This is a genomic window from Rhizobacter sp. P5_C2 (assembly GCF_054049715.1).
Map to the genome: position 1 here is coordinate 93,238 of NZ_JBFULV010000004.1, position 26,769 is coordinate 120,006.

At 68.6% G+C, this 26,769-nt stretch carries 25 protein-coding genes and 2 tRNA genes; 22 read left to right on the plus strand and 5 right to left on the minus strand.

Features of this window, described 5'->3' with window-relative positions:
• Positions 1-26: 26 nt before the first annotated feature.
• Genes hflC through ACXJLU_RS02450 form a run of 5 tightly spaced genes read left to right on the plus strand, consistent with a single transcriptional unit; the run spans position 27 to position 4,288 of the window.
• Positions 27-956: a protease modulator HflC gene (hflC, locus tag ACXJLU_RS02430; protein WP_073464059.1), complete on the plus strand. Its 930-nt coding sequence runs from the start codon at positions 27-29 to the stop codon at positions 954-956.
• Between the two features lie 12 nt (positions 957-968).
• Positions 969-1,157 (plus strand): DUF2065 domain-containing protein, encoded by a 189-nt coding sequence (locus tag ACXJLU_RS02435; protein ID WP_457328905.1) that lies wholly within the window; start codon positions 969-971, stop codon positions 1,155-1,157.
• A 46-nt stretch (positions 1,158-1,203) separates the two neighbouring features.
• The gene (locus tag ACXJLU_RS02440; protein ID WP_457328906.1) at positions 1,204-2,370 is read left to right on the plus strand and encodes an ATP phosphoribosyltransferase regulatory subunit; all 1,167 of its coding nucleotides are present in this window, start codon (positions 1,204-1,206) and stop codon (positions 2,368-2,370) included.
• 46 nt (positions 2,371-2,416) lie between these two features.
• Positions 2,417-3,748: an adenylosuccinate synthase gene (locus tag ACXJLU_RS02445; RefSeq protein ID WP_457328907.1), complete on the plus strand. Its 1,332-nt coding sequence runs from the start codon at positions 2,417-2,419 to the stop codon at positions 3,746-3,748.
• Between the two features lie 18 nt (positions 3,749-3,766).
• A complete protein-coding gene (locus tag ACXJLU_RS02450; protein WP_073464129.1) occupies positions 3,767-4,288 on the plus strand; it encodes a phosphoribosyltransferase in 522 nt (173 codons plus the stop codon).
• An 87-nt stretch (positions 4,289-4,375) separates the two neighbouring features.
• On the opposite strand, the gene ACXJLU_RS02455 is transcribed toward ACXJLU_RS02450, so the two are convergent.
• Positions 4,376-4,460, minus strand: a tRNA-Leu gene (locus tag ACXJLU_RS02455).
• Positions 4,461-4,595: 135 nt separating this feature from the next.
• A tRNA-Leu gene (locus ACXJLU_RS02460) sits at positions 4,596-4,680 on the minus strand.
• A gap of 25 nt (positions 4,681-4,705) precedes the next feature.
• Between ACXJLU_RS02460 and rnr the strand changes: the two genes are divergently transcribed.
• Positions 4,706-6,949, plus strand: a complete 2,244-nt coding sequence (gene rnr, locus ACXJLU_RS02465) for a ribonuclease R (protein ID WP_457328929.1) — start codon at positions 4,706-4,708, stop codon at positions 6,947-6,949.
• A gap of 9 nt (positions 6,950-6,958) precedes the next feature.
• Here rnr and ACXJLU_RS02470 read toward each other — a convergent pair whose 3' ends face one another.
• The 3 genes from ACXJLU_RS02470 to ACXJLU_RS02480 are packed head-to-tail and all read right to left on the minus strand — an operon-like array spanning position 6,959 to position 11,154.
• Entirely contained in the window at positions 6,959-8,455 is a 1,497-nt protein-coding gene (locus ACXJLU_RS02470) for an NAD(P)H-hydrate dehydratase (protein WP_457328908.1), read from the minus strand.
• A gap of 9 nt (positions 8,456-8,464) precedes the next feature.
• Positions 8,465-9,802 (minus strand): FAD-dependent oxidoreductase, encoded by a 1,338-nt coding sequence (locus ACXJLU_RS02475; RefSeq protein WP_457328909.1) that lies wholly within the window; start codon positions 9,800-9,802, stop codon positions 8,465-8,467.
• Positions 9,802-11,154 carry an amidase gene (locus ACXJLU_RS02480; protein ID WP_457328910.1) on the minus strand — a complete coding sequence of 451 codons (1,353 nt, stop codon included), beginning with the start codon at positions 11,152-11,154 and terminating at the stop codon, positions 9,802-9,804. The genes ACXJLU_RS02475 and ACXJLU_RS02480 overlap by 1 nt, the downstream gene beginning before the upstream one ends.
• A 194-nt stretch (positions 11,155-11,348) precedes the next feature.
• Here ACXJLU_RS02480 and rpsB point away from each other — a divergent pair, with 194 nt between their 5' ends.
• The 16 genes from rpsB (at position 11,349) to ACXJLU_RS02560 (ending at position 26,520) form a co-directional block, all read left to right on the plus strand.
• Complete coding sequence (gene rpsB / locus ACXJLU_RS02485) at positions 11,349-12,095, plus strand: 30S ribosomal protein S2 (protein WP_073464067.1); 747 nt, start codon at positions 11,349-11,351, stop codon at positions 12,093-12,095.
• A gap of 122 nt (positions 12,096-12,217) precedes the next feature.
• Positions 12,218-13,135 (plus strand): translation elongation factor Ts, encoded by a 918-nt coding sequence (gene tsf, locus ACXJLU_RS02490; RefSeq protein WP_073464068.1) that lies wholly within the window; start codon positions 12,218-12,220, stop codon positions 13,133-13,135.
• Positions 13,136-13,236: 101 nt separating this feature from the next.
• Complete coding sequence (gene pyrH, locus ACXJLU_RS02495) at positions 13,237-13,947, plus strand: UMP kinase (RefSeq protein ID WP_073464069.1); 711 nt, start codon at positions 13,237-13,239, stop codon at positions 13,945-13,947.
• 18 nt (positions 13,948-13,965) lie between these two features.
• A complete protein-coding gene (frr, locus tag ACXJLU_RS02500) occupies positions 13,966-14,526 on the plus strand; it encodes a ribosome recycling factor (protein ID WP_457328912.1) in 561 nt (186 codons plus the stop codon).
• A gap of 55 nt (positions 14,527-14,581) precedes the next feature.
• Positions 14,582-15,313 carry a polyprenyl diphosphate synthase gene (uppS, locus tag ACXJLU_RS02505; RefSeq protein WP_457328913.1) on the plus strand — a complete coding sequence of 244 codons (732 nt, stop codon included), beginning with the start codon at positions 14,582-14,584 and terminating at the stop codon, positions 15,311-15,313.
• A gap of 2 nt (positions 15,314-15,315) precedes the next feature.
• Positions 15,316-16,152, plus strand: coding sequence for a phosphatidate cytidylyltransferase (locus ACXJLU_RS02510; RefSeq protein WP_457328914.1), 837 nt, complete (start codon positions 15,316-15,318; stop codon positions 16,150-16,152).
• 68 nt (positions 16,153-16,220) lie between these two features.
• The gene (ispC, locus tag ACXJLU_RS02515) at positions 16,221-17,423 is read left to right on the plus strand and encodes a 1-deoxy-D-xylulose-5-phosphate reductoisomerase (RefSeq protein WP_457328915.1); all 1,203 of its coding nucleotides are present in this window, start codon (positions 16,221-16,223) and stop codon (positions 17,421-17,423) included.
• The gene (gene rseP / locus ACXJLU_RS02520) at positions 17,420-18,793 is read left to right on the plus strand and encodes an RIP metalloprotease RseP (protein WP_457328916.1); all 1,374 of its coding nucleotides are present in this window, start codon (positions 17,420-17,422) and stop codon (positions 18,791-18,793) included. Before ispC ends, rseP begins: the two co-directional genes overlap by 4 nt.
• A 7-nt stretch (positions 18,794-18,800) precedes the next feature.
• A complete protein-coding gene (bamA, locus tag ACXJLU_RS02525) occupies positions 18,801-21,125 on the plus strand; it encodes an outer membrane protein assembly factor BamA (RefSeq protein WP_457328917.1) in 2,325 nt (774 codons plus the stop codon).
• Between the two features lie 14 nt (positions 21,126-21,139).
• Positions 21,140-21,652: an OmpH/Skp family outer membrane protein gene (locus tag ACXJLU_RS02530; RefSeq protein WP_056808798.1), complete on the plus strand. Its 513-nt coding sequence runs from the start codon at positions 21,140-21,142 to the stop codon at positions 21,650-21,652.
• 3 nt (positions 21,653-21,655) lie between these two features.
• Positions 21,656-22,684, plus strand: a complete 1,029-nt coding sequence (lpxD, locus tag ACXJLU_RS02535) for a UDP-3-O-(3-hydroxymyristoyl)glucosamine N-acyltransferase (RefSeq protein WP_457328918.1) — start codon at positions 21,656-21,658, stop codon at positions 22,682-22,684.
• A 2-nt stretch (positions 22,685-22,686) separates the two neighbouring features.
• Entirely contained in the window at positions 22,687-23,133 is a 447-nt protein-coding gene (gene fabZ, locus ACXJLU_RS02540; protein WP_457328919.1) for a 3-hydroxyacyl-ACP dehydratase FabZ, read from the plus strand.
• Between the two features lie 17 nt (positions 23,134-23,150).
• Positions 23,151-23,939, plus strand: coding sequence for an acyl-ACP--UDP-N-acetylglucosamine O-acyltransferase (gene lpxA / locus ACXJLU_RS02545; protein ID WP_457328920.1), 789 nt, complete (start codon positions 23,151-23,153; stop codon positions 23,937-23,939).
• A 7-nt stretch (positions 23,940-23,946) separates the two neighbouring features.
• Positions 23,947-25,095 carry a lipid-A-disaccharide synthase gene (lpxB, locus tag ACXJLU_RS02550; protein ID WP_457328921.1) on the plus strand — a complete coding sequence of 383 codons (1,149 nt, stop codon included), beginning with the start codon at positions 23,947-23,949 and terminating at the stop codon, positions 25,093-25,095.
• Entirely contained in the window at positions 25,067-25,744 is a 678-nt protein-coding gene (gene rnhB / locus ACXJLU_RS02555) for a ribonuclease HII (RefSeq protein ID WP_457328922.1), read from the plus strand. The genes lpxB and rnhB overlap by 29 nt, the downstream gene beginning before the upstream one ends.
• On the plus strand, positions 25,741-26,520 hold the full coding sequence (locus ACXJLU_RS02560; protein WP_457328924.1) for a TrmH family RNA methyltransferase: 780 nt from the start codon (positions 25,741-25,743) through the stop codon (positions 26,518-26,520). The genes rnhB and ACXJLU_RS02560 overlap by 4 nt, the downstream gene beginning before the upstream one ends.
• Positions 26,521-26,769 lie beyond the last annotated feature (249 nt).

Consider the following 26,769-nt stretch of genomic DNA (forward strand, 5'->3'; position numbering starts at 1 on the left):
GCGAAGAGAACCGCAGAAAGCTCACCATGAATCGACTCGCCATGCTCGTCGCCGGTGCCCTGGTGGCACTGATGCTGCTGTCCTCCGTCCTGTTCATCGTCGACCAGCGCCAGTTCGCGGTCATCTATGCACTGGGCGAGATCAAGGAAGTCATCTCCGAACCGGGCCTGAAAGCCAAGCTGCCGCCGCCGCTGCAGAACGTCGTCTTCCTCGACCGCCGCGTGCAGACGCTCGACAGCCCCGAGACGCGCCCGATCTTCACCGCCGAGAAGAAGAGCCTGGTCATCGACTGGCTGGTCAAGTGGCGCGTGATCGATCCGAAGCAGTTCATCCGCAACAACGGCACCGACATGCGCAATGTCGAGAACCGGCTGAGCCCGATCGTGCAGGCTGCCTTCAATGAAGAGGTGACCAAGCGCACGGTGCAGGCGATGCTCGCGACCGACCGCGACCGCGTGATGCAGGGCGTGCGGGTGCGCCTGACCGACGAGGCGAAGGCCTTCGGCATCGAGATCATCGACGTGCGCATCAAGCGCGTCGATTTCTCGGCCAACGTCACCAGCTCGGTCTACAGCCGGATGGAATCGGAGCGCAAGCGCGTGGCCAACGAGCTGCGCTCGACCGGCTCGGCCGAAGGCGAGAAGATCCGCGCCGATGCCGACCGCCAGCGCGAAGTGATCGTCGCCGAGGCCTATCGCGATGCCCAGAAGGTGCAGGGCGATGGCGATGCGAAGGCGTCGGCGATCTATGCCGAGTCGTTCGGCCGCGACCCGCAGTTCGCCCAGTTCTACCGCAGTCTCGAGGCCTACCGCGCGACCTTCCGCAGCAAGTCCGATGTGATGGTGATCGATCCGTCGGGCGAGTTCTTCAAGGCGATGCGCGGCCCCGGCCGCGAGTCGGCCGCATCGCCGGCCCGCACCAAGAAGCACGCTGCCTCTGCCGCCGCTGCCGAGTGATCCCCGCGCCTCATGTGGGACACCCTGCTGGCCGCGCTGGCGCTGATGCTCGTGCTCGAAGGTGTGTTGCCGTTCCTGAGCCCCGGCGCATGGCGCCGCGTGTTCGAGCGGGCGACCCGGCTGTCTGACGGCCAGATCCGATTCATCGGCCTGAGCAGCATGCTCGCCGGATTGATCGCGCTTTACCTCTGCCTGGGTTGACGTAGCCCCACGTACAATCCTGTTTTTAAATCCCCCGGTGATTTTTATGTCGTCTGCTTGGCTCCTGCCCGAGCACATCGCCGACGTCCTGCCTGCGCAGGCACGGCGCATCGAGGATCTGCGCCGAGACCTGCTCGACGGGGCTCGCAGCTATGGTTTCGAGCTGGTGATGCCGCCGCTGCTGGAGCACATCGAATCGCTGCTGTCGGGCACCGGTCGCGAGCTCGACCTGAAGACCTTCAAGCTGATCGACCAACTCAGCGGCCGCACGATCGGCGTGCGCGCCGACACCACGCCGCAGGTCGCCCGCATCGACGCCCACCTGCTGAACCGCCAGGGCGTGGCCCGGCTGTGCTACTGCGGACCGGTGCTGCACACCCGCCCGGCCGGGCTGCACGTGACGCGTGAGCCGCTGCAGTTCGGTGCCGAGATCTACGGGCACCGCGGCCTCGAGGCCGACCTCGAGATCCAGGAACTCGCGCTCGACCTGCTGCAGCGCGCCGGCGCGAGCCAGCTGACGCTCGACATGGGCGACGCGCGCATCGTGCGCGCGCTGCTGGCTGACAGCGGGCTGCCGGCGGTGGCGGTCGCCGCGCTGTATGCGGCACTCGCCGCCAAGGACCAGCCCGCCGTGGCCGAGCTCACGGCCACGCTGCCGCAGCCGTCGCGCAACGGCCTGCTGGCCCTGCTGCGCCTCTACGGCGGCGACGAGGTGCTGGCCGCGGCGCGCACGCAGTTGCCCGCGCTGCCGATGCTCACCGCGGCGCTCGACGACCTGCAGTGGCTCACGCAGCACCTGAAGCAGGCGCACCCGGGCGTGCGCATCGGCTTCGACCTGGCCGACCTGGGCGGCTACGACTACTACAGCGGCGCGCGCTTCGCGGTGTATGCCGCCGGCTCCAGCGACGCGGTGGCGCGAGGCGGCCGCTACGACGAGGTCGGTGCAGTGTTCGGCCGCACCCGCCCGGCGGTCGGCTTCAGCCTGATCGACCTGAAGGAGCTGGTGCTGCTCGCGCCGCCCCGGGCGATGCGCCCGGCGATCCGCGCGCCCTGGGGCGAGGATGCCGCGCTGCGCGCCGCGATCCGGCAGCTGAGGGAGCAGGGCGAGTCGGTCGTCTGCATCCTGCCGGGGCATGAACACGAAGGCCAGGAATTCGACTGCGACCGCGAACTGGTCGCGCAGGCCGGCCAGTGGCAGGTGCGAGCGCTCTGACGCCGCCTGCCGCCCCACCCCATTCAAGACATTGGACAGGACAGACATGGAACAGACACGCGGCGGCCACAACGTGGTCGTGGTCGGCACCCAGTGGGGCGACGAAGGCAAGGGCAAGGTGGTGGACTGGCTGACCGACCACGCGCAGGCGGTGGTGCGCTTCCAGGGCGGCCACAACGCCGGCCACACGCTGGTGATCAAGGGCGTGAAGACCGCGCTGCAGCTGATCCCGTCGGGCATCATGCGCGAGGGCGTGGCCTGCTACATCGGCAACGGCGTGGTGGTCGACCCGGTGCACTTGCTCGGCGAGATCGAGCGGCTCGAAGCGATCGGGCTCGAGGTGCGCTCGCGCCTGTTCATCAGCGAGTCCTGCCCGCTGATCCTGCCGTTCCACGTCGAGGTCGACAAGGCGCGCGAGGCGCTGCGCGAGAGCAGCGGTGCTGGCAAGATCGGCACCACCGGCAAGGGGATCGGCCCGGCCTATGAGGACAAGGTGGCGCGCCGCGCGCTGCGCGTGCAGGACCTGAAGCACCCCGACCGCTTCGCGAAGAAGCTGCGCGATCTGCTGGAGCTGCACAACTTCGCGCTGGGCGGCTACCTGAAGTCGAAGCCGCTCGAGTTCCAGCCGATCTTCGACCTGGCGATGAAGGTCGCCGAACAGCTGAAGCCGATGCTGGCCGATGTCGGCTACACGCTGTTCACGAAGCACCGCGAGGGCGCCAACATCCTGTTCGAGGGCGCGCAGGGCACGCTGCTCGACATCGACCATGGCACCTACCCGTACGTCACGTCCAGCAACTGCGTCGCCGGCAATGCGGCGGCAGGCGCCGGCGTCGGGCCGGACCTGCTGCACTACATCCTCGGCATCACGAAGGCCTACACCACGCGCGTGGGCAGTGGGCCGTTCCCGACCGAGCTCGACATGAACGAGCCCGGCACGGTCGGCCACCACCTGTCGACCGTCGGCCAGGAGCGCGGCACCGTCACCGGCCGCCCGCGCCGCTGTGGCTGGCTCGATGCCGCGCTGCTGAAGCGTTCGATGATCATCAACGGCATCTCGGGCCTGTGCATCACCAAGCTCGACGTGCTCGATGGCCTGCCGGAGATCAAGGTCTGCGTCGGCTACGAACTCGGTGGCAAGCGCATCGACATCCTGCCGCTGGATGCCGACGACATCGAAGCCTGCCAACCGATCTACGACACCTTCCCGGGCTGGACCGAGCGCACCGCCGGCATCACGCAATGGGATGCGCTGCCGCTGAACGCGCGGCGCTACCTCGAGCGGGTGCAGGAGTTCATCGGGCGCCCGATCGACATGGTGTCGACCGGCCCCGACCGCGAGCACACGATCCTGCTGCGCCACCCTTATCAAGCCTGACGCCTGGAGCCTTTGAACATGCTGACCGACGACGGCAAACACCTTTACGTGTCCTGGGACGAGTACCACATGCTGATCGAGCGCCTCGCGCTCAAGGTGCATGCCTCGGGCTGGGAGTTCGACCAGATCCTGTGCCTGGCGCGCGGCGGCATGCGACCGGGCGACGTGCTGTCGCGCGTGTTCGACAAGCCGCTGGGCATCATGTCGACGAGCTCGTACCGGGCCGAGGCCGGCACCATCCAGGGCCGGCTCGACATGGCGAAGTACATCACCCTGCCGAAGGGCGAGCTGGCCGGGCGCGTGCTGCTGGTCGATGACCTGGCGGATTCGGGCATCACGCTGCGCGCGGTGGTCGACCGGCTGCGCGGCATGCCGGCGATCGCCGAGTTGCGCTCGGCGGTGATCTGGACCAAGGGCGTGTCGAGCTACACGCCGGACTACTACGTCGAGCTGCTGCCGACGAGCCCGTGGATCCACCAGCCGTTCGAGGAGTACGACGAACTCCGTCCCGACGGCCTCGCCAAGAAGTTTGCGATTTGACGAGATCCATCGAGTCGATCGCACAAAGCAAAAAGCCAGCACGATGTGCTGGCTTTGCTTGTTCCTTCGAAACCGATCTTTCGATCGTGGTGCCCAGGAGAGGACTCGAACCTCCACGGAGTTACCCGCTAGTACCTGAAACTAGTGCGTCTACCAATTCCGCCACCTGGGCATCTCAGGAAGCCTGCGACTATAGCATGAGCATTTACGCTCTCTTCAGTTGCAGGCAACAATCGCTCTCACAAAAGCAAAAGGCCAACACGTTGGTGCTGGCCTTCTCAAAATTCCCGCATTTATTGATTATTCTTGGTGCCCAGGAGAGGACTCGAACCTCCACGGAGTTACCCGCTAGTACCTGAAACTAGTGCGTCTACCAATTCCGCCACCTGGGCATTTCAGGAAGTCTTGGACTATATCATCAAAAACAACAACTTCTCCAATGCAACGCCGGTCAGCAACGAACTGATGAGCGAAGTCGAGGGCACGGTGCAAGGGCACCGCGACGGTCACGGATTCCTGGTCCGCGACGACCGACAGCCCGATCTCTACCTCTCGCCGCAGGAAATGCGCGCGGTGCTGCACCGCGACCGCGTGAAGGCGCGCGTGATCCGCTACGACCGCAAGGGCCGGCCCGAGGGCCGCGTGCTCGAGATCATCGAGCGCAAGAAGGCGCCGATCATCGGCCGGCTGCTGCACGAGAGCGGCATCTGGCTGGTCGCCCCCGAAGACAAGCGCTACGGCCAGGACATCATGGTCCCGAAGAACGCGATCGCGAACGCGACCGCGGGGCAGGTGGTCGCGATCGAGCTGACCGAGCCGCCGTCGCTGTACTCGCAGCCGATGGGCCGCGTCACCGAGGTGCTCGGCGAGATCGACGACCCCGGCATGGAAATCGAGATCGCGGTGCGCAAGTACGAGGTGCCGCACCGCTTCTCGCCCGAGACGCTGGCGCAGGCCGCGGGCCTGCCCGACAAGATCCGCGCGGTCGACCGCAAGGACCGCATCGACCTCACCGACGTGGCGCTGGTCACGATCGACGGCGAGGACGCGCGCGACTTCGATGACGCGGTGTACTGCGAGCCGGTCAAGCTCGGCCGCGGCAAGGCCGCCTTCGACGGTTGGCGCCTGGTCGTCGCGATCGCCGACGTCAGCCACTACGTGAAGCCGAACGAGCCGATCGACGAGGACGCCTACGAGCGTGCCACCTCGGTCTACTTCCCGCGGCGCGTGATCCCGATGCTGCCCGAGAAGCTGTCGAACGGCCTGTGCTCGCTGAACCCGAACGAGGACCGCCTCGCGATGGTGTGCGACATGCTGATCACGGCCGGCGGCGAGATCCACGCCTACCAGTTCTTCCCGGCGGTGATCTGCTCGCAGGCGCGCTTCACCTACAACGAGGTCGCCGCGATCCTCGGCAACACGCGCGGCCCCGAGGCGGCGCGCCGCAAGGATCTGGTGCCGCACCTGCTGCACCTGCACGAGGTGTACCGCGCGCTGCTGAAAGAGCGCGCCAAGCGCGGCGCGGTCGACTTCGAGACCACCGAGACGCAGATCGTCTGCGACGACAACGGCCGCATCGAGAAGATCGTGCCGCGCACGCGCACCGAGGCGCACAAGCTGATCGAAGAGGCGATGCTCGCCGCCAACGTCTGCTCGGCCGATTTCATCGCGCAGCACAAGCACCCGTCGCTGTACCGCGTGCACGAGGGCCCGACGCCCGAGAAGAAGACGCTGCTGCAGAACTACCTGAAGGCGCTCGGCCTGGGCCTGAGCGTCAGCGACGACCCGAAGCCGGGCGAGTTCCAGGCGATCGCCGCGGCCACCAAGGATCGGCCGGATGCGATGCAGATCCACACGATGCTGCTGCGCTCGATGCAGCAGGCGATCTACACGCCAATCAACAGCGGCCACTTCGGCCTCGCGTACGAGGCCTACACGCACTTCACGAGCCCGATCCGCCGCTACCCCGACCTGCTGGTGCACCGCGTGATCAAGGCGCTGCTGCACGGCAAGCGCTACAGCATCGTGACCGGCGCGCTCGAGCCAGCATCCAAGGCGAAGCGCGGCGCACACACCGAGGAAGAGACCTGGGAGGCCGCGGGCACGCATTGCAGCGCGAACGAACGCCGCGCCGACGAGGCCTCGCGCGATGTCGAAGCCTGGCTCAAGTGCCGCTTCATGCGCGAGCACCTCGGCGAGGAATACGGCGGAACCGTCACGGCCGTCACGAGCTTCGGGCTGTTCGTCACGCTCGACGGCCTGTACGTCGAAGGCCTGATCCACATCACCGAACTGGGCGGCGAGTACTTCAAGTTCGACGAGGCGCGCCAGGAACTGCGCGGCGAGCGCTCCGGTGTGCGCTACACCGTCGGCGCGCGCGTGCGGGTGCAGGTCAGCCGCGTCGACCTCGACGGCCGCAAGATCGACTTCCGCATGGTGCACGAAGGCACGGACGACGGCATTCCCGCACGTCCGCGCAAGGTGGTCGACAAGACCGGCGGCGCGGCGGCCGAGCTGGCATCGGTGAAGGGCGCGGACCGCGTGGCCAAGGCCGGGACCAAGGCGGCCAAGAGCAGGGCGCCGCATCCGGTGCGGGCGGCCAAGTCGGCGGCGCGCAAGGGCGGCGGCAAGACGGCGGCGAAGACGGCTCGCCGGCGCTGAGGATTTAAGTCAGCCGCGCCGCAGTTGCGCATGCAGCGCGGCGATCAGGTCCGACGCCCGCAACGGCGTCGTCGGCGACAGATCGGCCGCGAGGCCGTGCTGCCACGCGGCTGCGCTCGCCGCCCATCGGGCGCCGTCCGTCGACGATGAATGCGCAGTCGACCAGCGTCCGCCGATCCAGCCGGCGAGGACGTCGCCGGTGCCGGCGGTGGCCAGCGCGGCGTTGCCGGTCGGATTGATCAGCGGCACGCAAGCCGATGCGGCGATCACGCTGCCGGATCCCTTCAGCAACACGATGGCTGTCAGGTCATCGGCCAATGTCTGCGCGGCGCGCAGGCGATCGGCTTGCACGCTCGCGGTGTTGCTGCCGAGCAGCCGCGCGGCTTCCAGCGGATGCGGTGTCAGCACGGTCGGCCGGCCGCCGCGGCCGCGCGCGATCAGCAGTTGCCGCAAGCTGGTGTCGGCCGCGACCGCGTTCAGCGCATCGGCGTCGAGCACCAACCGACCGGCCAGGCTGATCACCCGCGGCAGCACGGCACGCACCGCATCGCCGCCGCCACAGCCGCAGACCACGGTGGCCTCGCGCAGCAGGTCGTCCTGCCACAGCGCGCGGCGGATCATCAGTTCCGGATGCTCGCCATCGAGCGCCGGGCCGGTGTCGTCGAGAAAACTCAGGTAGGTGCGGCCGGCGCCGRCGGCATGCCCGGCGCGCGCGGCCAGCAAGGCGGCGCCCGCCATGCCGGGCGCGCCGCCGATCACGACCAGGTCGCCGAAGCTGCCCTTGTGCTGCGCGTGCGCGCGCTGCCATCCGGCGGGTGAGGGCGGCGCGCTGAGCCAGGCGTCGGCCAGCCCCGGGTCGACATCGAGATCGTCGAGCCAGGCCTCGCCACAGTGGTCACGCCCCTGACCGGTGAACAGCCCGGGCTTCAGCGTCAGCAGCGACAGCGTGTGCGTCGCCGTCACGCACGCGTCGCCGTGCGGCTGGCCGGTGTCCGCGGCCAGGCCCGACGGCACGTCGATCGCGAGCACCGGACAGGCGAGGGCGTTCAGCGCGTCGATCAACGCCGCGAGCCGGCCCTCGGGCGCGCGGCTCGCGCCGATGCCGAGCAGCGCGTCGAGCGCGAGGTCGCCAGCACGGCCGAAGCCGGCGGGCGCCTGGTCGACCCAGTGCAGGTCTTCGGCGAGCGCCAGCGCATGGGCCTGCTTCGCATCGCCGCGCCACTGCGCGGCATCGCCCGCCAGCGTCACGAAGGTCTCGATGCCGGCCCGGCGCAGCGCGATGGCGGCGACCAGGCCGTCACCGCCGTTGTTGCCGGGGCCGGCCGCCACCCACGCGCGCCGCGTGTGCGGCGCCAGCGCCCGGGCGAGGCGCGCCACCGCATCGCCGGCGCGCTGCATCAGCGTGAAGGGCGGCAGCGACTGCAGTGCCGCGCCCTCGATCTCCCGCGTGCGCGCCAGCCCGTGCAGCGGCCACGGCGCGGGGGTGGCGTGGATCCGCTGCAGCATCGCGATCGGTCAGCGCCGCAAGCGCTCGATGCCGAGGCCGTCGACGTCGATCGCCGGTGCGCGCTGCGCGACCTGGTCGGCCAGCACGCGCGCCGAGCCGCAGGCGAGCGCCCAGCCGCTGGAGCCGTGGCCGAGGTTCAGCCAGATGCCGGCCAGCCCGCTTGCGCCCAGCACCGGCGGTCCGTCCGGCAGCATCGGCCGCGCGCCTTTCCAGCGCTGCGCCTGGCTCATGCGCGCCGCCCCCGGGAACCAGTCGTTCAGCACCTTGTACAAGGTGTCGAGCGAGCCCTTGTTCATCGCCTGCGGCGAGCCGCCCAGCTCGGCGCTGCCGGCCACCCGCACGCGGGCACCCATGCGGCTGACGGCGACCTTGTAGCGCTCGTCCATCAGTGCCGAGCGGGGGCCGACGTCGGGATGCGCCTCGTGGTGGCGCAGCGGCGCGGTCACCGAGTAGCCGTAGACCGGCGCGAGCGGCAGGCGCAGGCCGTGCGGCGACAGCAGCTCCGGCGCGCCCATCGCGGCGCACACGACGATCGCGTCGAAGGTCAGCGTCTGCGATTCGGCGATCGCCGGCGGCGTGCTGCGGCGGCCGCTGTCGCTGCTCGGCGTCGCGAGCGTCGATTCGTCGGCCGACAGCTGCAGGTGCGTGAGTTGCGGCCGCAGTCCGGGCTCGATGCGGCTGACGGTGGAATGGAAGTTGAAGCGCGCGCCCAGGCGCTGCGCCTCGGCACGCATCAGCCCGGCGAACTGGCGGCAGTTGCCGACCTCGTCGTTCGGCAGGTACAGGCCGCCGTGCAGCGGCGTGTCGGGGTTCAGGCCGGGTTCGACACGGCGGCATTGCGCGGCATCGAGCGTCTCGAAACGGATGCCCAGGTCGTGCAGCATCGCGATGCCGGCCTGCGCATGGGCGGCGTCGCGCGCGCTGCGCCACAGCACCAGGTAGCCGTCGGTGCGCTCGTACTCGAGCTGCAGCGTGGCCGTCAGCTTGTGCAGGCGGTCGCGGCTGAACAGCGCGAGCCGCTGCATGCGCGTGCGGTTGGCACGAAAGCTGTGCAGGCTGCTGGCGCGCCACCAGCGCCAGATCCAGCCGAGCGTTGCCAGGTCGAGCGTCGGGTTCACGCGCACCGGCGAATGCTTGCTGAAGAGATGGCGCAGCACCTTGCCCGGCATGCCCGGCGCGGCCCACGGCGTCACGTAGCCGGGGGCGATCACGCCGGCATTCGCGAAGCTGGTTTCGGCGGCCACGCTGCCGCGGCGTTCGAACACCGTCACGTCATGGCCGTCGACGGCCAGTTCATAGGCGGACGTGACGCCGACGATGCCGGCGCCGATCACGGCGACGCGCATCAGGCGGCCTCCGCGTCGGACAGCGCGCGCTCGATCGCGAGCGAGGCGTCGAGCACGGTGTCGTCGCGCAGCGCGCTGCTCCACACCATCAGGCCGACCGGCAGCTCGCCGGCACGCTGGCAGGGCAGCGACAGCGCGCAGCCGTCGAGCATGTTGACGACCGACGGGTTGCGCAGCAGGCGCGCATTGGTCGAGAAGAAGGCGTCGTCGCTGTGCAGATCGGCCACCAGCGGCGCGAGCATCGGCACGGTGGGGCTCAGCAGCGCGTCGAACGGTGCGAGCCGCGGTGTCATGCGGGCGATCCAGTCGGCGCGGGCATTGAGCACGGCGATGTAGTCGGCGGCGCTCATGCGCTCGCCACGGCGGATGCGCAGCGCGACGCGCGGGTCGTAGTCGGCTTCGCGTGCGGTCAGCAGCGAGCGGTGCCAGGCCCAGCTCTCGGCGGCGGGCAGGCCGCCGGCGGCGTTGATCGCGGCCAGCTCGTCGACCTCGGGCAGCGCGATCTCCTGCAGGCGGGCACCGGCGCGGCGCAGCGTCGCGAGGCTGCGCTCGAAGGCCGAGGCGACGGCGGTGTCGAGGCCTTCGAGGAAGGCGCCGCCGGGCACGGCCAGCGTCAACGCGGCGACCGGCCGGTGCGCCAGCACGACGCGGCGCGCGGACAGGATTTCATGCAGCAGCACCGCATCGCGCACCGAGCGGGTGATCGCGCTCGCGGTGTCGAGCGAGGTCGACAGCGGGATCGCGCCGTCGAGCGGCGTCAGGCGCGCGGTGTTCTTGAAGCCGACCAGGCCTTGCAGCGCCGCCGGGATGCGGATCGAGCCGCCGGTGTCGGAGCCGAGCGCGGCCCAGGCGGCGCCGCTCGCGACCGAGGTCGCGCCGCCCGAGGTCGAGCCGCCGGGAATGCGCGGCGGTGTATCGAGCACGGCGGTGGCTGCATTCAGCGGCGTGCCGTGGTGCGGGTTGATGCCGACGCCGGAGAACGCGAACTCGGTCAGGTTCGTGTGGCCGACCAGCGCGGCGCCGGCGGCTCGCAGGCGCGACACGGCGCTGCAGTCGCGCTTGGCAGGCTGCGCGTCGGCGAGGGCGCGCGAGCCGCCGGTTGTCGGATGGCCCGCCACGTCGAACAGGTCCTTGATGCTGACGGCCAGGCCCGCGAGCGGCGGCAGCGGCAGGCCGGCCGCGGCCTGCGCGTCGATGCCGGCCGCGACGGCCTGCGTGCCGGCGAAGCGTCGGATGAAGGTGTGCCGGTTGACGGGGAGGTCGGCGGCGGCCTGGCTGCGCGCGAGGGCGTCGACGGCGGTCGAGCGACGCTGCTGGATGTCGCTGACGGCAGCGGTGAGGTCAAGAGGCATGGGGAGGGGAGGAGGCCGTGCTACACTCTACGGGTTTATCTGAATGCACTTCTTCACTCATGTCGAGGGAGGTTTGTGCAGCAGAAAACAAATCGCGAATCCGGCTGTTGAAAGGTGTTGCGAAGGCAGATGTCACTCAGTGACAAGACCCTTGCAATTCGAGACGGATTCTAGAACCAACCTTTGGAGTTCACATGACCATCACCATGCGTGAGATGCTGGAAGCCGGCGTCCATTTCGGCCACCAAACCCGCTTCTGGAACCCGAAGATGGCTCCGTACATCTACGGCCATCGCAACAAGATCCACATCATCAACCTCGAGAAGACGCAGCCGCTCTTCAACGACGCGTTGAAATTCATCCGCCAGCTGGCAGCACGCCGCGGCACCATCCTGATGATCGGCACCAAGCGCCAGGCTCGCGACGTCATCGCGATGGAAGCCCGCCGCGCCGGCATGCCCTTCGTCGACCAGCGCTGGCTGGGCGGCATGATGACCAACTTCAAGACGGTCAAGGGCTCGCTGAAGAAGCTGAAGGACATGCAGGCCCAGATCGAAGCCGGCACCGAGATCCGCATCAAGAAGGAAGCGCTGATGTTCCAGCGCGACCTGGCCAAGCTCGAGAAGGACATCGGCGGCATCCAGGACATGAACGCGCTGCCTGACGCGATGTTCGTGATCGACGTCGGCTACCACAAGATCGCCGTCGCCGAAGCCAAGAAGCTCGGCATCCCGGTGATCGGCATCGTCGACTCGAACCACTCGCCCGAAGGCATCGACTACGTGATCCCCGGCAACGACGACTCGTCGAAGGCCGTGGCGCTGTACGCCAAGGCGGTGGCCGATGCCATCATCGACGGCCGCGCGAACGCGACCAACGAAGTGGTGCAAGCCGTTTCGGCCGAGGGCGATGAGTTCGTGGAAGTCAGCGAAAACGCCTGATCACGACGCCCCTGCGCGCTGAAAGGCGAGCACACAAAGGGGCTTTACAGCCCCTTTTTTTCAACCCGAGATGATTCAGGCGCCCGGCCTCCGGCGGGGCGTCCAGCAAACGGAGATTCAAGATGGCTGCAATCACTGCAAGCATGGTCGGCGAACTGCGCGCGAAGACCGACGCCCCGATGATGGAATGCAAGAAGGCGCTGACGGAAGCCGGCGGCGACATGGAAAAGGCCGAAGAGCTGCTGCGCGTCAAGCTGGGCAGCAAGGCCGGCAAGGCCGCCTCGCGCGTCACCGCTGAAGGCGTGGTCACGGCAGCGGTCGTCGGCAGCGCCGGTGCGCTGGTCGAAGTCAACTGCGAGACCGACTTCACCTCGAAGAACGACATGTTCCTGAACTTCGCGAAGGCCTGCGCGCAGCTGGCCGCCGAGAAGAACCCGGCCGACCTGGCCGCGCTGGCCGCGCTGTCGTACTCGCAGGACGGCTACGGCCCGACGCTCGACGACGTCCGCAAGGGCCTGATCGGCACCATCGGCGAGAACATGACGATCCGCCGCTTCAAGCGCTATGAAGGCGCCAAGCTCGCGAGCTACCTGCACGGCACCCGCATCGGCGTGCTGGTCGAGTTCGACGGCGACGAGACCGCCGCCAAGGACGTCGCGATGCACATCGCCGCGATGAAGCCGGTGTCGCTCGCCTCGTCGGAAGTGCCGGCCGAGCTGATCGAGAAGGAACGCGCCGTGGCCGCCGGCAAGGCCGCCGAAGATGCGAAGGCTGCCGAAGCCGCCGGCAAGCCGGTGCAGTCGGCCGAGATCGTCACGAAGCGCATCGAAGGCTCGGTGCAGAAGTTCCTGAAGGAAGTCAGCCTGCTGAACCAGACCTTCGTCAAGAACGACAAGCAGACCGTCGAGCAGATGCTCAAGGGCGCGAACACGTCGGTCAAGGGCTTCACGCTGTACGTCGTCGGCGAAGGCATCGAGAAGAAGGTCGACGACTTCGCGGCCGAAGTGGCGGCGCAGGTCGCTGCTGCCAAGGGCGGCTGATCGCACAACGCGATTGAAACGGCGGGGCGCTCACGAGGCGCTCCGCCGCGATGGTTAGACTTCAGCGCCGCAAGGCTTGGTCAACACGGGGAGAAAATCGCATGCCGGCGTACAAGCGCATCCTGCTCAAGCTCTCGGGCGAGGCCCTGATGGGCGACGACGCCTACGGGATCAACCGCGCCACCATCGTGCGCATGGTGCGCGAGGTGCAAGAGGTCACGCAGCTCGGCTGCGAGGTCGCCGTCGTGATCGGCGGCGGCAACATCTTCCGCGGCGTGGCCGGCGGTGCGGTCGGCATGGACCGCGCGACCGCCGACTACATGGGCATGCTCGCCACCGTGATGAACTCGCTGGCGCTGGCCGACACGATGCGCCAGGAAGGCATGACGGCGCGCGTGATGTCGGCCATCAGCATCGAGCAGGTCGTCGAGCCGTATGTGCGGCCGAAGGCCCTGCAGTACCTCGAGGAAGGCAAGGTCGTGATCTTCGCGGCCGGCACCGGCAACCCGTTCTTCACGACCGACACGGCCGCCGCGCTGCGCGGTGCCGAGATGGGCGCCGAGATCGTGCTGAAGGCGACCAAGGTCGACGGCGTCTACAGTGCCGACCCCAAGAAAGACCCGAGCGCGACGCGCTACAGTCAGATCAGTTTCGATGAGGCCATCACCCGCAACCTGCAGGTGCTGGATGCCACGGCGTTCGCACTGTGCCGCGACCAGAAGTTGCCGATCAAGGTGTTCAGCATCTTCAAGGCCGGCGCACTGAAGCGTGTGGTGATGGGTGAGGACGAGGGAACTCTCGTCCACGTATGAGCGTGTGAGGAAACCGACATGAGCATCGCCGACATCAAGAAGACGGCCGAGCAGAAGATGGGCCGGACGATCGAATCGTTCAAGGGTGAACTGCAGAAGATCCGCACCGGCCGGGCCCACCCCGGCCTGCTCGACCAGGTGCAGGTCGACTACTACGGCTCGATGCTGCCGATCAGCCAGGTCGCCAACGTGACCCTGCTGGACGCGCGCACGATCACCGTGCAGCCCTGGGAAAAGGGCATGGGCGCGAAGATCGAGAAGGCCATCCGCGAATCCGACCTGGGCCTGAACCCGTCGTCGCAGGGCGACCTGCTGCGCGTGCCGATGCCCGCGCTGACCGAAGAGCGCCGCCGCGACCTGACCAAGGTCGTGCGCAACGCCGGTGAAGACGCCAAGATCGCGGCGCGCAACCTGCGCCGCGATGCCAACGAGCACGCGAAGAAGCTGCTGAAGGACAAGGAGATCACCGAAGACGACGAGCGCCGCTCGCTCGACGAGGTGCAGAAGCTGACCGACCGCACGATCGGCGAGATCGATCGCCTGATCGCCGGCAAAGAAGCGGAGATCATGGCCGTCTGACGACGTGGCCATGAACACCAGCATCGTTTCTTCTCTTTTTTCCAGAGCGCCTGTCGTGGAAGCCGCCGCCCGCGTCCCGCGCCACGTGGCGATCGTGATGGACGGCAACGGCCGCTGGGCCAAGAAGCGGCTGATGCCGCGCTTCTTCGGCCACAAGCAGGGCGTCGATGCGCTGGTGCGCACCGTCGAGGCCTGCGCCGACCGCGGCATCGAGTACCTCACCGTGTTCGCGTTCTCGTCCGAGAACTGGAAGCGTCCGACCGAAGAGGTGTCGGGGCTGATGAGCCTGGTGCTGGTCGCGGTGTCGAAGTACCTGGCCAAGCTGGCGGGAGAGGGCGTGCGCATCCGCATCGTCGGCGACCGCTCGCAGGTGTCCGACAAGGTGCGTGCCGCCTGGGACGAGGCCGAGCGCACCACCGCCGAGAACCGGCGCATCACGCTGTCGGTCGCGTTCAACTACGGCGGCCGCTGGGACGTCGTGCAGGCCTGCCAGCAGGCCATCGCCGCCGGCGTGCCGGCGCACGAGCTCGACGAAGCGAAGCTCGGCAGCTACATGGCGATGAACTTCGCGCCCGATCCCGATCTGTTCATCCGCACCGGCGGCGAGGTGCGCATCAGCAATTTCCTGCTGTGGCAGGTGGCGTATTCCGAGCTGGTGTTCAGCGAATGCCTGTGGCCGGAGTTCGGCGTCGCGCAGCTCGATGCCGCGCTCGCCGACTACGCGAGCCGCGACCGCCGCTTCGGCCGCGTGAACAGCGGCGACGTGACCGCCGAGGCGGGGGCCTGAGCGTGCTGAAGCAACGCATCATCACGGCCGTCGTGCTGTTGATCATCCTGCTGCCGGCGATGTTCGCGCCGATGGCCTGGCCGTTCGCGCTGATCACGCTGCTGATGATCGGCGCGGCCGGTTGGGAATGGGCACGCCTGAATGCAGCCGGCCCGGCGCTGGCGATCGGCTTCGGTGTGCTGCTGGCCGCCGCCTGTGCCGCTGCGATGGCGGCCGGCTGGGTGCACCCCGGGGCGAGCCCGGCCTGGTGGCTGGCGTTTGCGGTCTGGGTGCTGGGCGGTGCGCTGGCGCTGCGCGTCGGGCCGTCGGCCTGGCCGCAACTGCCGGCCGTGGCGCGCTGGGTGCTCGGTTTCGCCGCGCTGTGGACGGCGTGGCTGGCACTGGCCAGCGCCAAGACCATCGGCGTCAACTACCTGCTGTCGGTGCTGTGCCTGGTGTGGGTGGCCGACATCGCCGCCTACTTCGGGGGCAAGGCCTTCGGTCGCCGAAAGCTGGCCCTGGCCATCAGCCCCGGCAAGAGCTGGGAAGGCGTCTGGAGCGGCATGCTCGGCGTGCTGGTGCTGGCCGGCGCCTGGATCGCGCTCGACCGGGCTGTCCAGCCCGATTCGGCCAGCCTCTACACGCTGCTGCTGCAGCGCTTCGGGGTCCTCGGCCTGGTGCTGTCGCTGGTGTTCCTGGCCGCGATGAGCGTGGTCGGCGACCTGGTCGAGTCGCTGGTCAAGCGCGCGGCCGGCGCCAAGGACAGCAGCGGGCTGTTGCCCGGCCATGGCGGCGTGCTCGACCGCGTCGACGCGTTGCTGCCGGTGTTCCCGATCGCGATGGCACTCAGTTCGCTGTAGTAGCCGATCTCGGCAGCACTCCTCGGCAGCATCCCCCGGCACCACGCCCTCTTTCGCCAGGCTCACCGATGTCAGAAGTCTCGTCTCACCGCCAGCGGGTGTGCATCCTCGGCTCCACCGGCAGCGTCGGCAGCAGCACGCTCGACGTGCTGGCGCGCCATCCCGGCCGCTTCGAGGTGTTCGCGCTGTCGGCGCACAGCCGCAGCGATGAACTGCTCGCGCAGTGCCTGCAATGGAAACCACGCTTCGCGGTGATGACCGACGCCGCGCACGCGAAGCGCCTGCGCGCCGCGCTGCGCGAGGCCGGGTCGGCCACCGAGGTGCTGGAAGGCGCCGCCGCGCTGGACGACATGGCCGCCCACCCCGAGGTCGACAGCGTGATGGCCGCGATCGTCGGCGCCGCCGGCCTGCCGTCGTGCCTGGCCGCGGCCCGCGCCGGCAAGCGGCTGCTGCTGGCCAACAAGGAGGCGCTGGTCGTCGGCGGCGCGTTCTTCATGGACGCGGTGCGCACCGGCGGCGCCACGCTGCTGCCGGTCGACAGCGAGCATTCGGCGATCTTCCAGTGCCTGCCCGAAGACCGCTCCACCTGGCCGGCCCGCATCGACCACATCCTGCTCACCGCGTCGGGCGGCCCGTTCCGCACCCGCGACCCGGCCACGCTGCACCGCGTGACGCCCGACGAGGCCTGCGCGCATCCCAACTGGGTGATGGGCCGCAAGATCTCGGTCGACTCGGCGACGATGATGAACAAGGCGCTCGAGGTCATCGAGGCGCGCTGGCTGTTCGACCTCGCGCCGCAGCAGATCCGCGTCGTGCTGCACCCGCAGAGCGTGATCCACTCGATGGTGGTGCTGCGCGACAACTCGGTGCTGGCCCAGCTCGGCACGCCCGACATGCGGGTGCCGATCGCCTACAGCCTGTCGTTCCCGCAGCGCGTCGAGTCGGGCGCGTCGCAGCTCGATTTCCTGAGGATGTCGGCGCTGAGCTTCGAAGAGGCCGATTTCGTGCGCTACCCTGGCCTGAAACTCGCGTGGGACACGCTGCGCGGGCCTGAAGGCAGCACCGCGATCCTCAATGCGGCCAACGAGATTGGTGTCGCATCATTTCTGGCAGGAACCATCCGCTTCGATCAGATTCACAGCGTCAATGTCAGCACCCTCGACGCCATGACCCCTGAACGCGATGCCTGCCGCTCGCTCGACGGGCTGATCGCGCTCGATGGCGCGGCGCGGCGCGTCGCCCAGGCCACCGTGGCGAGGATGGGCGCATGAGCTTCGCATCGCAGGTCATCGGCTTCGTCGTGACGCTCGGCATCCTGATCGTCATCCACGAGTACGGCCACTACCGCGTGGCACGCGCCTGCGGCGTCAAGGTGCTGCGGTTCTCGATCGGCTTCGGCCGCGTGCTGTGGCGCCACCAGCGCACGCCCGACAGCACCGAGTTCGTGTTGTCGATGCTGCCGCTGGGCGGCTACGTGAAGATGCTCGACGAGCGCGAGGGCCCGGTGGCGCCGGGCGAGCTGTCGCAGGCCTTCAACCGCAAGCCGCTGTGGCAGCGGGCGGCGGTGGTCGCGGCCGGTCCGATCGCCAACCTGCTGCTCGCGGTGCTGTTCTATTCGGCGGCGCACTGGGTCGGCGTCGACGAACCCCGCGCCGTGATCGCGACGCCGCCGGTCGGCAGCCTGGCCGAGCGCGCCGGGCTGCGCGCCGGCGACACCGTGTCGGCCATCTCCCGCGACGGCAACGACTGGGACGACGTGCAGTCGATGAACGACCTGAACTGGCAGCTCACGCAGGCGCTGTTGCGCACCGAGAAGCTGCAGCTGATGGTCGCCGATGCGCGCGGGCATGGCGCCCATGCGGTGACGCTGGATGTCGACACGCTCGACACCTACGACGTGACGCCGCAGACGATGGCGCGCATCGGCGTGGGGCCGCTCAGCGGCGCCGTGCTGGGGCCGCTGACGCCGGGCGGGGCCGGCGACCGGGCCGGGCTGCGCCGCGGCGACCGCGTGCTCGCGATCGACGGCGTGCCGGTGCCGGATGCCAACCGGATGCTGCAGCTGATCCGCGCCAATGGCGCCGACGGCGACTCGTTGGCGGTGCCGTGGCGGGTCGAGCGCGGCGCGCAGGTGCTCGAATTCAGCGTGCGCCCGGCCGTCGAGACCGATGGCGGCCAGCGCGTCGGCCGCATCGGCGCCGGCATCGCCGCGTCCTACGAGATGGTGACGGTCCGCTACGGTGTGTGGGGCGGCCTGACGCAGGCGGTGCAGCGCACCTGGGACTCGTCGGTGCTGACGCTCAAGATGCTCGGCCGCATGCTGATCGGCCAGGCGTCGTTGAAGAACCTGAGCGGTCCCATCACGATCGCCGACTACGCCGGCAAGTCGATGCTGCTCGGCCCCGCCTACTTCCTCGCGTTCATCGCGGCCGTCAGCGTGAGCCTCGGCGTGCTGAACCTGCTGCCGCTACCGATCCTCGACGGGGGACACCTGATGTATTATCTTTTCGAAGCGGTGACGGGGCGGCCTCTCTCGGACGTGTGGCTTGAGCGGCTGCAGCGGGGCGGGGTGGCGATCATGCTCTTGATGATGTCGCTCGCTCTCTACAACGATGTGGCCCGGCAACTGGGCCTGCACTGATCACCGCATGCGCAATCCCCTCGTTCTGCAGTTCCACCCCGTCCGTCCCCGTTCCCTGCGTCCCACCGTCCTCAGCATCGCGCTGGCGGCGGCATTGCATGCAGGATCCGCGTGGGCGGTGACCCCCTTCGAGCTGAAAGACATCCGCGTCGAAGGCCTGCAACGCTCGGACGCCGGCACGGTGTTCGCGTCGCTGCCGTTCCGCATCGGCGACACCTACAACGACGAGAAGGGCGCGGCGGCGCTGCGCGCACTGTTCGCCACCGGTCTCTTCAAGGACGTTCGCATCGAGATCGACGGCAGCGTCGTCGTCGTGATCGTCGAAGAGCGCTCGGTCATCGCGAACATCGACTTCGTCGGCCTGAAGGAGTTCGACAAGGACACGCTGACCAAGTCGCTGAAGGATTTCGGCATCGGCGAGGGCCTGCCCTTCGACAAGGCGCTGGCCGACCGCGCCGAGCAGGAGCTCAAGCGCCAGTACCTGACGCGCAGCCTGTACGGCGCCGAGGTCGTCACCACCGTGACCCCGCAAGAGCGCAACCGCGTCAACGTGACCTTCACGATCACCGAAGGCTCGGCCGCGCGCATCAGCGAGATCCGCATCCTGGGCAGCCAGGCCTTTTCCGAGAGCACGCTGCTCGGGCTGTTCGACCTGAACGACGGCGGCTGGCTGAGCTGGTACACCAAGGCCGACCGCTACTCGCGTGCCAAGCTGACGGCCGACCTCGAGACGCTGCGTTCGTACTACCTGAACCGCGGCTACCTCGAGTTCCAGGTCGAGTCGACCCAGGTCGCGATCTCGGCCGACAAGCAGGACATCACGATCACCGTCAACATCAAGGAGGGCCAGCCCTACACCGTGACGGCGGTCAAGCTCGAGGGCGAGTACCTCGGCAAGGAAGAAGACTTCAAGACGCTCGTCAAGGTGAAGCCGGGCGAGCCGTACCGCGCCGAAGCCGTGGCCGAGACGACCAAGGCCTTCACCGAGCGCTTCGGCAGCTTCGGCTACGCGTTCGCACGCGTCGAGCCGCGCACCGACATCGACCGCGCGACCGGCCAGGTCGTGCTGACGCTGGTCGGCGACCCGCAGCGCCGCGTCTACGTGCGCCGCGTCAACGTGGCCGGCAACAGCCGCACCCGCGACGAAGTGGTGCGCCGCGAGTTCCGCCAGTTCGAATCGTCGTGGTACGACGGGCGCCGCATCAAGCTGTCGCGCGACCGGGTCGACCGCCTGGGCTATTTCAGCGAGGTCAACGTCGAGACCAACGAGGTGCCGGGTTCGCAGGACCAGGTCGACCTGACGCTGACGGTGAAGGAAAAGCCGACCGGCAACCTGATCGTCGGCGCGGGCTTCTCGAGTGCCGACAAGCTGGCGCTGAATGCATCGATCCGCCAGGACAACGTGTTCGGCTCGGGCAACTACCTCGGCATCGAGCTGAACACCAGCCGCTCGAGCCGCACGCTCGACGTCAGTGCGGTCGACCCGTACTTCACGATCGACGGCATCTCGCGCGCGCTCGACGTGTACTACCGCACCGTCAAGCCGCTGAACAGCCAGGGCGAGGAATACCAGCTGGTGACGCCGGGCGCGTCGATCCGCTTCGGCGTGCCGTTCAGCGAATACGACACGGTGTTCTTCGGCATCGGCATCGAGCGCACCGAGATCCGCGGCGCGAGCGCGTTGCCGAACAACTACTTCCTGTACCGGCTGCGCTATGGCGACGCCAGCACCTCGGTGCCGCTGACGATCGGCTGGTCGCGCGACCAGCGCGACAGCGCGCTGGTGCCCAACGAGGGCAGCTTCAAGCGCATCAACGTCGAGTGGGGCGCGGCCGGCGACACCCGCTACGTCCGCACCAACACGCAGTACCAGCTGTACGTCCCGATCACGAAGAAGTACACCTTCGCGTTCAACTCCGAGCTCGGCTGGGGCCGCGGGCTGAACGGGCAGCGCTACCCGATCTTCAAGAACTTCTACGGCGGCGGCCTGGGCACGGTGCGCGCGTTCGACCAGGGCTCGCTCGGCCCGGTCGACGTGGTCGGCTCGTACAGCGGCGGCTCGAAGCGCCTGAACATCAACAGCGAGCTGTACCTGCCGGTGCCGGGCTCGGGCAACGACCGCACGCTGCGCATCTTCGGCTATGTCGATGCCGGCAACGTGTGGGGCGAGAACGAGACCCCCACCTGGGACAGCATGCGGGCCTCGGCCGGCATCGGGCTGAGCTGGGTGTCGCCGGTGGGTCCGCTGAAGCTCAGCTACGGCGAGCCCATCCGCTACAAGTCAACAGATAGAATTCAACGTTTGCAATTCCAGATCGGGACCGCGTTCTAATGAATAGCTCCACCTTGAAGTCTCTGCGCCTCCTGCTGGCTGCCGCATCCCTGGCGTCTGCTGCGCTGGGCGTGCAGGCACAGGAATTGAAGATCGGCTACGTGAGCACCGACAAGGTGTTGCGCGACGCGCTGCCGGCCAAGGCGGCGCAGACCAAGCTGGAAGCCGAGTTCTCGAAACGCGAGAAAGACCTGAACGAGATCGGCAACCGCCTGAAGGCGGCCGGCGACAAGTTCGAGAAAGACCAGCCGACGCTGGCCGAATCCGAGAAGAGCCGTCGCCAGCGCGACCTGCTCGACCAGGATCGCGAGTTCCAGCGCAAGCGCCGCGAGTTCCAGGAAGACCTGAACCAGCGCAAGAACGAGGAACTGGCCGCGGTGGTCGAGCGCGCCAACAAGGTCATCAAGCAGATCTTCGAGACCGAGAAGTACGACATCATCCTGCAGGACGTCGTCTTCGCCAGCCCGCGCATCGACATCACCGACAAGGTGATCAAGGCGCTGAACGCCCAGCAAGGCGGCAAGTGACCTGTGAATGAGGTTCCACTCGGCGACATTGCCGCGCACCTCGGCGGCGAACTGATCGGCAATGCCTCGCTGCGCATCGACCGCATCGGCCCGCTCGAGGGCGCCACGCCCGGCACGATCTCTTTCCTCTCGAATCCCCGCTACGCCTCGCAGCTCGAGGCCACCGCCGCCGGCTGCGTGATCGTCGCGCCGGCGATGCGCGATGCCGCCGTCGCCCGTGGCGCGACCCTGGTCTGCGACGACCCCTACCTCGCCTTCGCGAAGCTCACCCAGTGGTGGGCGGCGCGCACGCGCCCGCCGGTGCCGGCCGGCATCCACCCGAGCGCGGTGGTCGACGCCGGCGCCGTGGTCGACGCCAGCGCCAGCATCGGCCCGTTCGTGCTGGTCGAGGCCGGTGCGCGCATCGGCCCGGGCGTGGTCGTCGGCGCGCATTGCGTGATCGGCCGCGGCGCGAGCCTCGGCGCCGGCACGCGCCTCGCGCCGCGCGTCACGCTGATGAGCGATTGCCACATCGGCGAGCGCGGCATCGTGCACAGCGGCGCGGTGATCGGTGCCGACGGCTTCGGCTTCGCGCCGACCGAGGGCCGCTACGAGAAGATCGAGCAGCTCGGCGGCGTGCGCATCGGCAACGACGTCGAGATCGGCGCCAACACCTGCATCGATCGCGGCGCGCTGGCCGATACCATCATCGAGGACGGCGCCAAGCTCGACAACCTGATCCAGGTTGCCCACAACGTGCGCATCGGGCGCAACACCGCGATCGCCGGCTGTGTCGGCATCGCCGGCAGCACCACGATCGGCGCCAACTGCACGATCGGCGGCGCCGGCATGATCCTCGGCCACCTGAGGCTGRGCGACCGGGTGAACATCTCGGCCGCGAGCGTCGTCACGCGCTCGATCCTGCAGCCCGGCACCTACAGCGGCGTGTTCCCCATCGACGACAATGCGTCCTGGGAAAAGAACGCCGCGACACTGCGCAACCTGCACGGCCTGCGCGAGCGTCTGCGTGCCCTTGAAAAGAAGATTGCATGACCATGGACACGATGGATATCCACCAGATCCTCAAGAAGCTGCCGCACCGCTATCCGATCCTGCTGGTCGACCGCGTGCTGGAGATGGAAAAGGGTGTGCGCATCAAGGCGCTGAAGAACGTCACGATCAACGAGCCGTTCTTCACCGGCCACTTCCCGCACCGCCCGGTGATGCCGGGCGTGCTGATGATCGAGGCGCTGGCCCAGGCGGCGGCGCTGCTGTCGTTCGAGACGACCGGCGATACGCCGGACAGCGACACCGTCTACTACTTCGTCGGCATCGACGGGGCGCGCTTCAAGCGGCCGGTGGAGCCGGGCGACCAGCTGATCCTCGACGTCGCGGTCGACCGCGTGAAGGCCGGCATCTACAAGTACAAGGCGCGTGCCTCGGTCGGTGGCGAGCTCGCCGTCGAAGCCGACCTGATGTGCACGATGCGCAAGGTCAGCTGAAGCCGGGGAGCGAGACGATGGCCACCATCCATCCCACTGCCGTGATCGCCCCGGGCGCCCAGCTGGGGGCGACGGTCAGCGTCGGCCCGTACGCGGTGATCGGCGAGCATGTGCGCATCGACGAAGGCACGACGATCGGCCCGCACGCGGTGATCGAAGGCCACACGACGATCGGGCGCGACAACCGGATCTTCCAGTTCGTGTCGCTCGGCGCGGTGCCGCAGGACAAGAAGTACGCCGGCGAGCCGACGCAGCTGCACATCGGCGACCGCAACGTGGTCCGCGAGTTCTGCACCTTCAACACCGGCACCGCGCAAGACGTCGGCATCACGCGCGTCGGCAACGACAACTGGATCATGGCCTACGTGCACCTGGCGCACGACGTGCAGCTGGGCAACCACACGGTGCTGGCCAACAACGCGACGCTGGCGGGCCATGTGCACGTCGGCGACTGGGTGACGATCGGCGGGCTGTCGGGCGTGCACCAGTTCGTGAAGATCGGCGCCTACGCCTTCGTTGGTTTCTCGAGCGCGATCTCGCAGGACGTGCCGCCGTACATGATGGTCGACGGCAACCCGCTCGCGGTGCGCGGCTTCAACATCGAAGGGCTGCGGCGCCGCGGGTTCAACGCCGAGCGCATCGCCGCGGTGAAGCAGATGCACCGCAGCCTGTACCGCAGCGGCCGCACGCTGCAAGAGGCGCGCGACGAGATCGCGGCGCTGGCCGATTCGGTGCCCGAAGCCGCCACCGACGTGGCGATGATGACCGACTTCCTCGCCGCCGTGACCCGCGGTATTGCACGGTAGGTTGCCGATGACGAATCCCGGTTCGCCACGGCTGGCCCTGGTGGCCGGCGAAGCTTCCGGCGACTTGCTCGCCGGCCTGTTGCTGGGCGGCCTGAAGGCGCGCTGGCCGAACCTGCAGGCCGCAGGCATCGGCGGCCCGAAGATGGCCGCGCAGGGCTTCGAGGCCTGGTGGCCGCACGACAAGCTCGCGGTGCGCGGCTACGTCGAGGTGCTGCGCCACTACCGCGAGATTTCCGGCATCCGCGAGCAACTCGCCGAGCGCCTGCTGCGCGAGCCGCCCGATGCGTTCATCGGTGTCGACGCGCCCGACTTCAACCTCGGCCTCGAGACGCGGCTGAAGCAGCGTGGCATCAAGAGCATCCATTTCGTCGGCCCGTCGATCTGGGCCTGGCGGGGCGGGCGCATCGAGAAGATCCGCGCTGCGGTCGACCACGTGCTGTGCATCTTCCCGTTCGAGCCGGCCCTCTACGAGCGCCATGGCATCGCGGCGACCTATGTCGGGCATCCGCTGGCCGACGCGATCCCCATCGAGGTGCCGCGCGACGCCGCTCGCCGCGCGCTGAACATCGGCAGCGATGAGACGGTCGTGGCGCTGCTGCCGGGCAGCCGGCGTTCCGAGATCGAGTACATCGCGCCGCGCCTGCTGGCCGCGGCCGCGCTGATGAAGCGGCAGCGCCCCGCGCTGCGCTTCCTGTTGCCGGTGGTGCCGGGCCTGCAGTCGCTGGTCGCGCCGATGGTGGCCGAGCACGCAGCCGGTGTCGGCGTCGAGCTGCTCGACGGTCAGTCGCACGAAGCGCTGGCCGCCTGCGACGTCACGCTGATCGCGAGCGGCACCGCGACGCTCGAAGCGGCGCTCTTCAAGCGCCCGATGGTCATCACCTATGCGATGAACTGGCTGAGCTGGCAGATGATGAAGCGCATGGGCTACCAGCCGTGGGTCGGGCTGCCCAACATCCTGCTCGGCGAATTCGCGGTGCCCGAGCTCTTGCAGAATGACGCGACGCCGCAGAAACTCGCGGCTGCGGGGCTCGAGTGGCTGGACAAGCCGGCGGAATCGGCGGCCATCGCCCGGCGTTTCACCGAACTGCACCACCAACTGCGCTGCAACACTGCCCAGGCTGCCACCGATGCGATCGAGAAAGTCCTCCATCCCTGAACAGCTTGGCCTGCGCTTCGAGGCGATCGGCCTGGTGGCGGGCGTCGACGAGGCCGGCCGCGGCCCGCTGGCCGGCCCGGTGGTCGCCGCGGCGGTGATCCTCGACGACCTGCGCCCGATCAAGGGCCTGAACGATTCGAAGAAGCTGACGGCCGCGGTGCGTGCGCGCCTGTACGACGAGATCCGCGCGAACGCCCTGTGCTGCGCGGTCGCCGAGGCCACGGTCGAGGAGATCGACACGCTGAACATCCTGCAGGCGACGATGCTCGCGATGCGCCGCGCGGTCGAGGGGCTGCGGCTGAAGCCGGCCAAGGTGCTGGTCGACGGCAACCGGCTGCCGGTGCTGAAGATCGCGGCCGAGGCCATCATCCAGGGCGATGCGCTGGTGCAGTCGATCTCGGCGGCCTCGATCCTGGCGAAGGTGCACCGCGACCGGCTCTGCCTCGTGCTGCACGACCAGCACCCGCAGTACGGCTTCGACGAGCACAAGGGCTATGGCACGCCGATGCACCTGGCGGCGCTGAAGCAGCACGGCGCCTGCGTGCACCACCGCCGTTCATTCGCACCGGTGCGCGAGGTGATGGAGTCGTTGAGCCTGTCGGGCGCGCTCGGCCTGCCTGCCACCGTCGTCGCGGTGTGTGCCGAGTGACGGCTGCCGCGATCAAGGCCATCACGTCGCGCGACAACCCGTTGCTGGTGCGGCTGCGCAAGCTGGGCGCGGACCCGGGCGGGTACCGCAAGCACGGCGAGGTCCTGCTGGAAGGCGATCACCTGTGCTCGGCGCTGCTGCAGCGCGGCGGCGTGCCGTCGCAGGCGGTGATCACCGAGGCGGGTTGGCAGGAGCCGGCACTGCGCGCGCTGGCCGAACGCGCACCGCAGGTGGCGGTGGTGCCGGCGGCGCTGATGGCCGGCATCGGCACGCTCGAGTCTGCGGCGCCGATCGTGTTCGTGCTGCCATGGACGGGCGGCGCGTCGCTGCAGGCCGATGCACCGAGCGTCGTGCTCGACCGGCTGCAGGATGCAGGCAACGTCGGCGCGGTGCTGCGCAGCGCGGCCGCCTTCGGCTTCACGCAGGTGATCGCGCTGAAGGGCACGGCGGCGCTGTGGTCGCCGAAGGTGCTGCGCGCCGGCATGGGCGCGCATTTCGCGCTGCGTCTGGTCGAGGGCATCGAGGCCGACGCGCTGGCGGCGTTGACGGTGCCGATGCTGGCCACCAGTTCGCACACCTCGCACGAGATCCATCGTGCCAAGCTGCCGTGGCCCTGCGCGTGGGTGCTGGGCCACGAAGGGCAGGGCGTGTCGGCCGCGCTGATGGCACGTTGTTCGCAGGCGCTGCGCATTCCGCAGCCAGGCGGCGAGGAGTCGTTGAACGTCGCTGCTGCTGCGGCGGTGTGTCTCTACGAATCGGCGCGGCAGAGGATCTGACTGAAGCGCAGCGGAATCCGGGGTTCAACGGTCACTTCAGTCTTTTCCCCCCAACCAGCGCAGGTGCTGTTGCGCGGTGGGTGGCGGGAGGGGCTGGGGGCGATTTCTGGGGCGACGAAGAAGATCGGCTTCGGGGGTGGCACGCGCAGCGTGCTTCGTAGACCGACTCATCGGCACTGTTTGACCACAACGAACGAAGTGAGTGGAGGGAGTTTGCCGATGCACCCCCGAAGCCGATCTTCTTCGTGG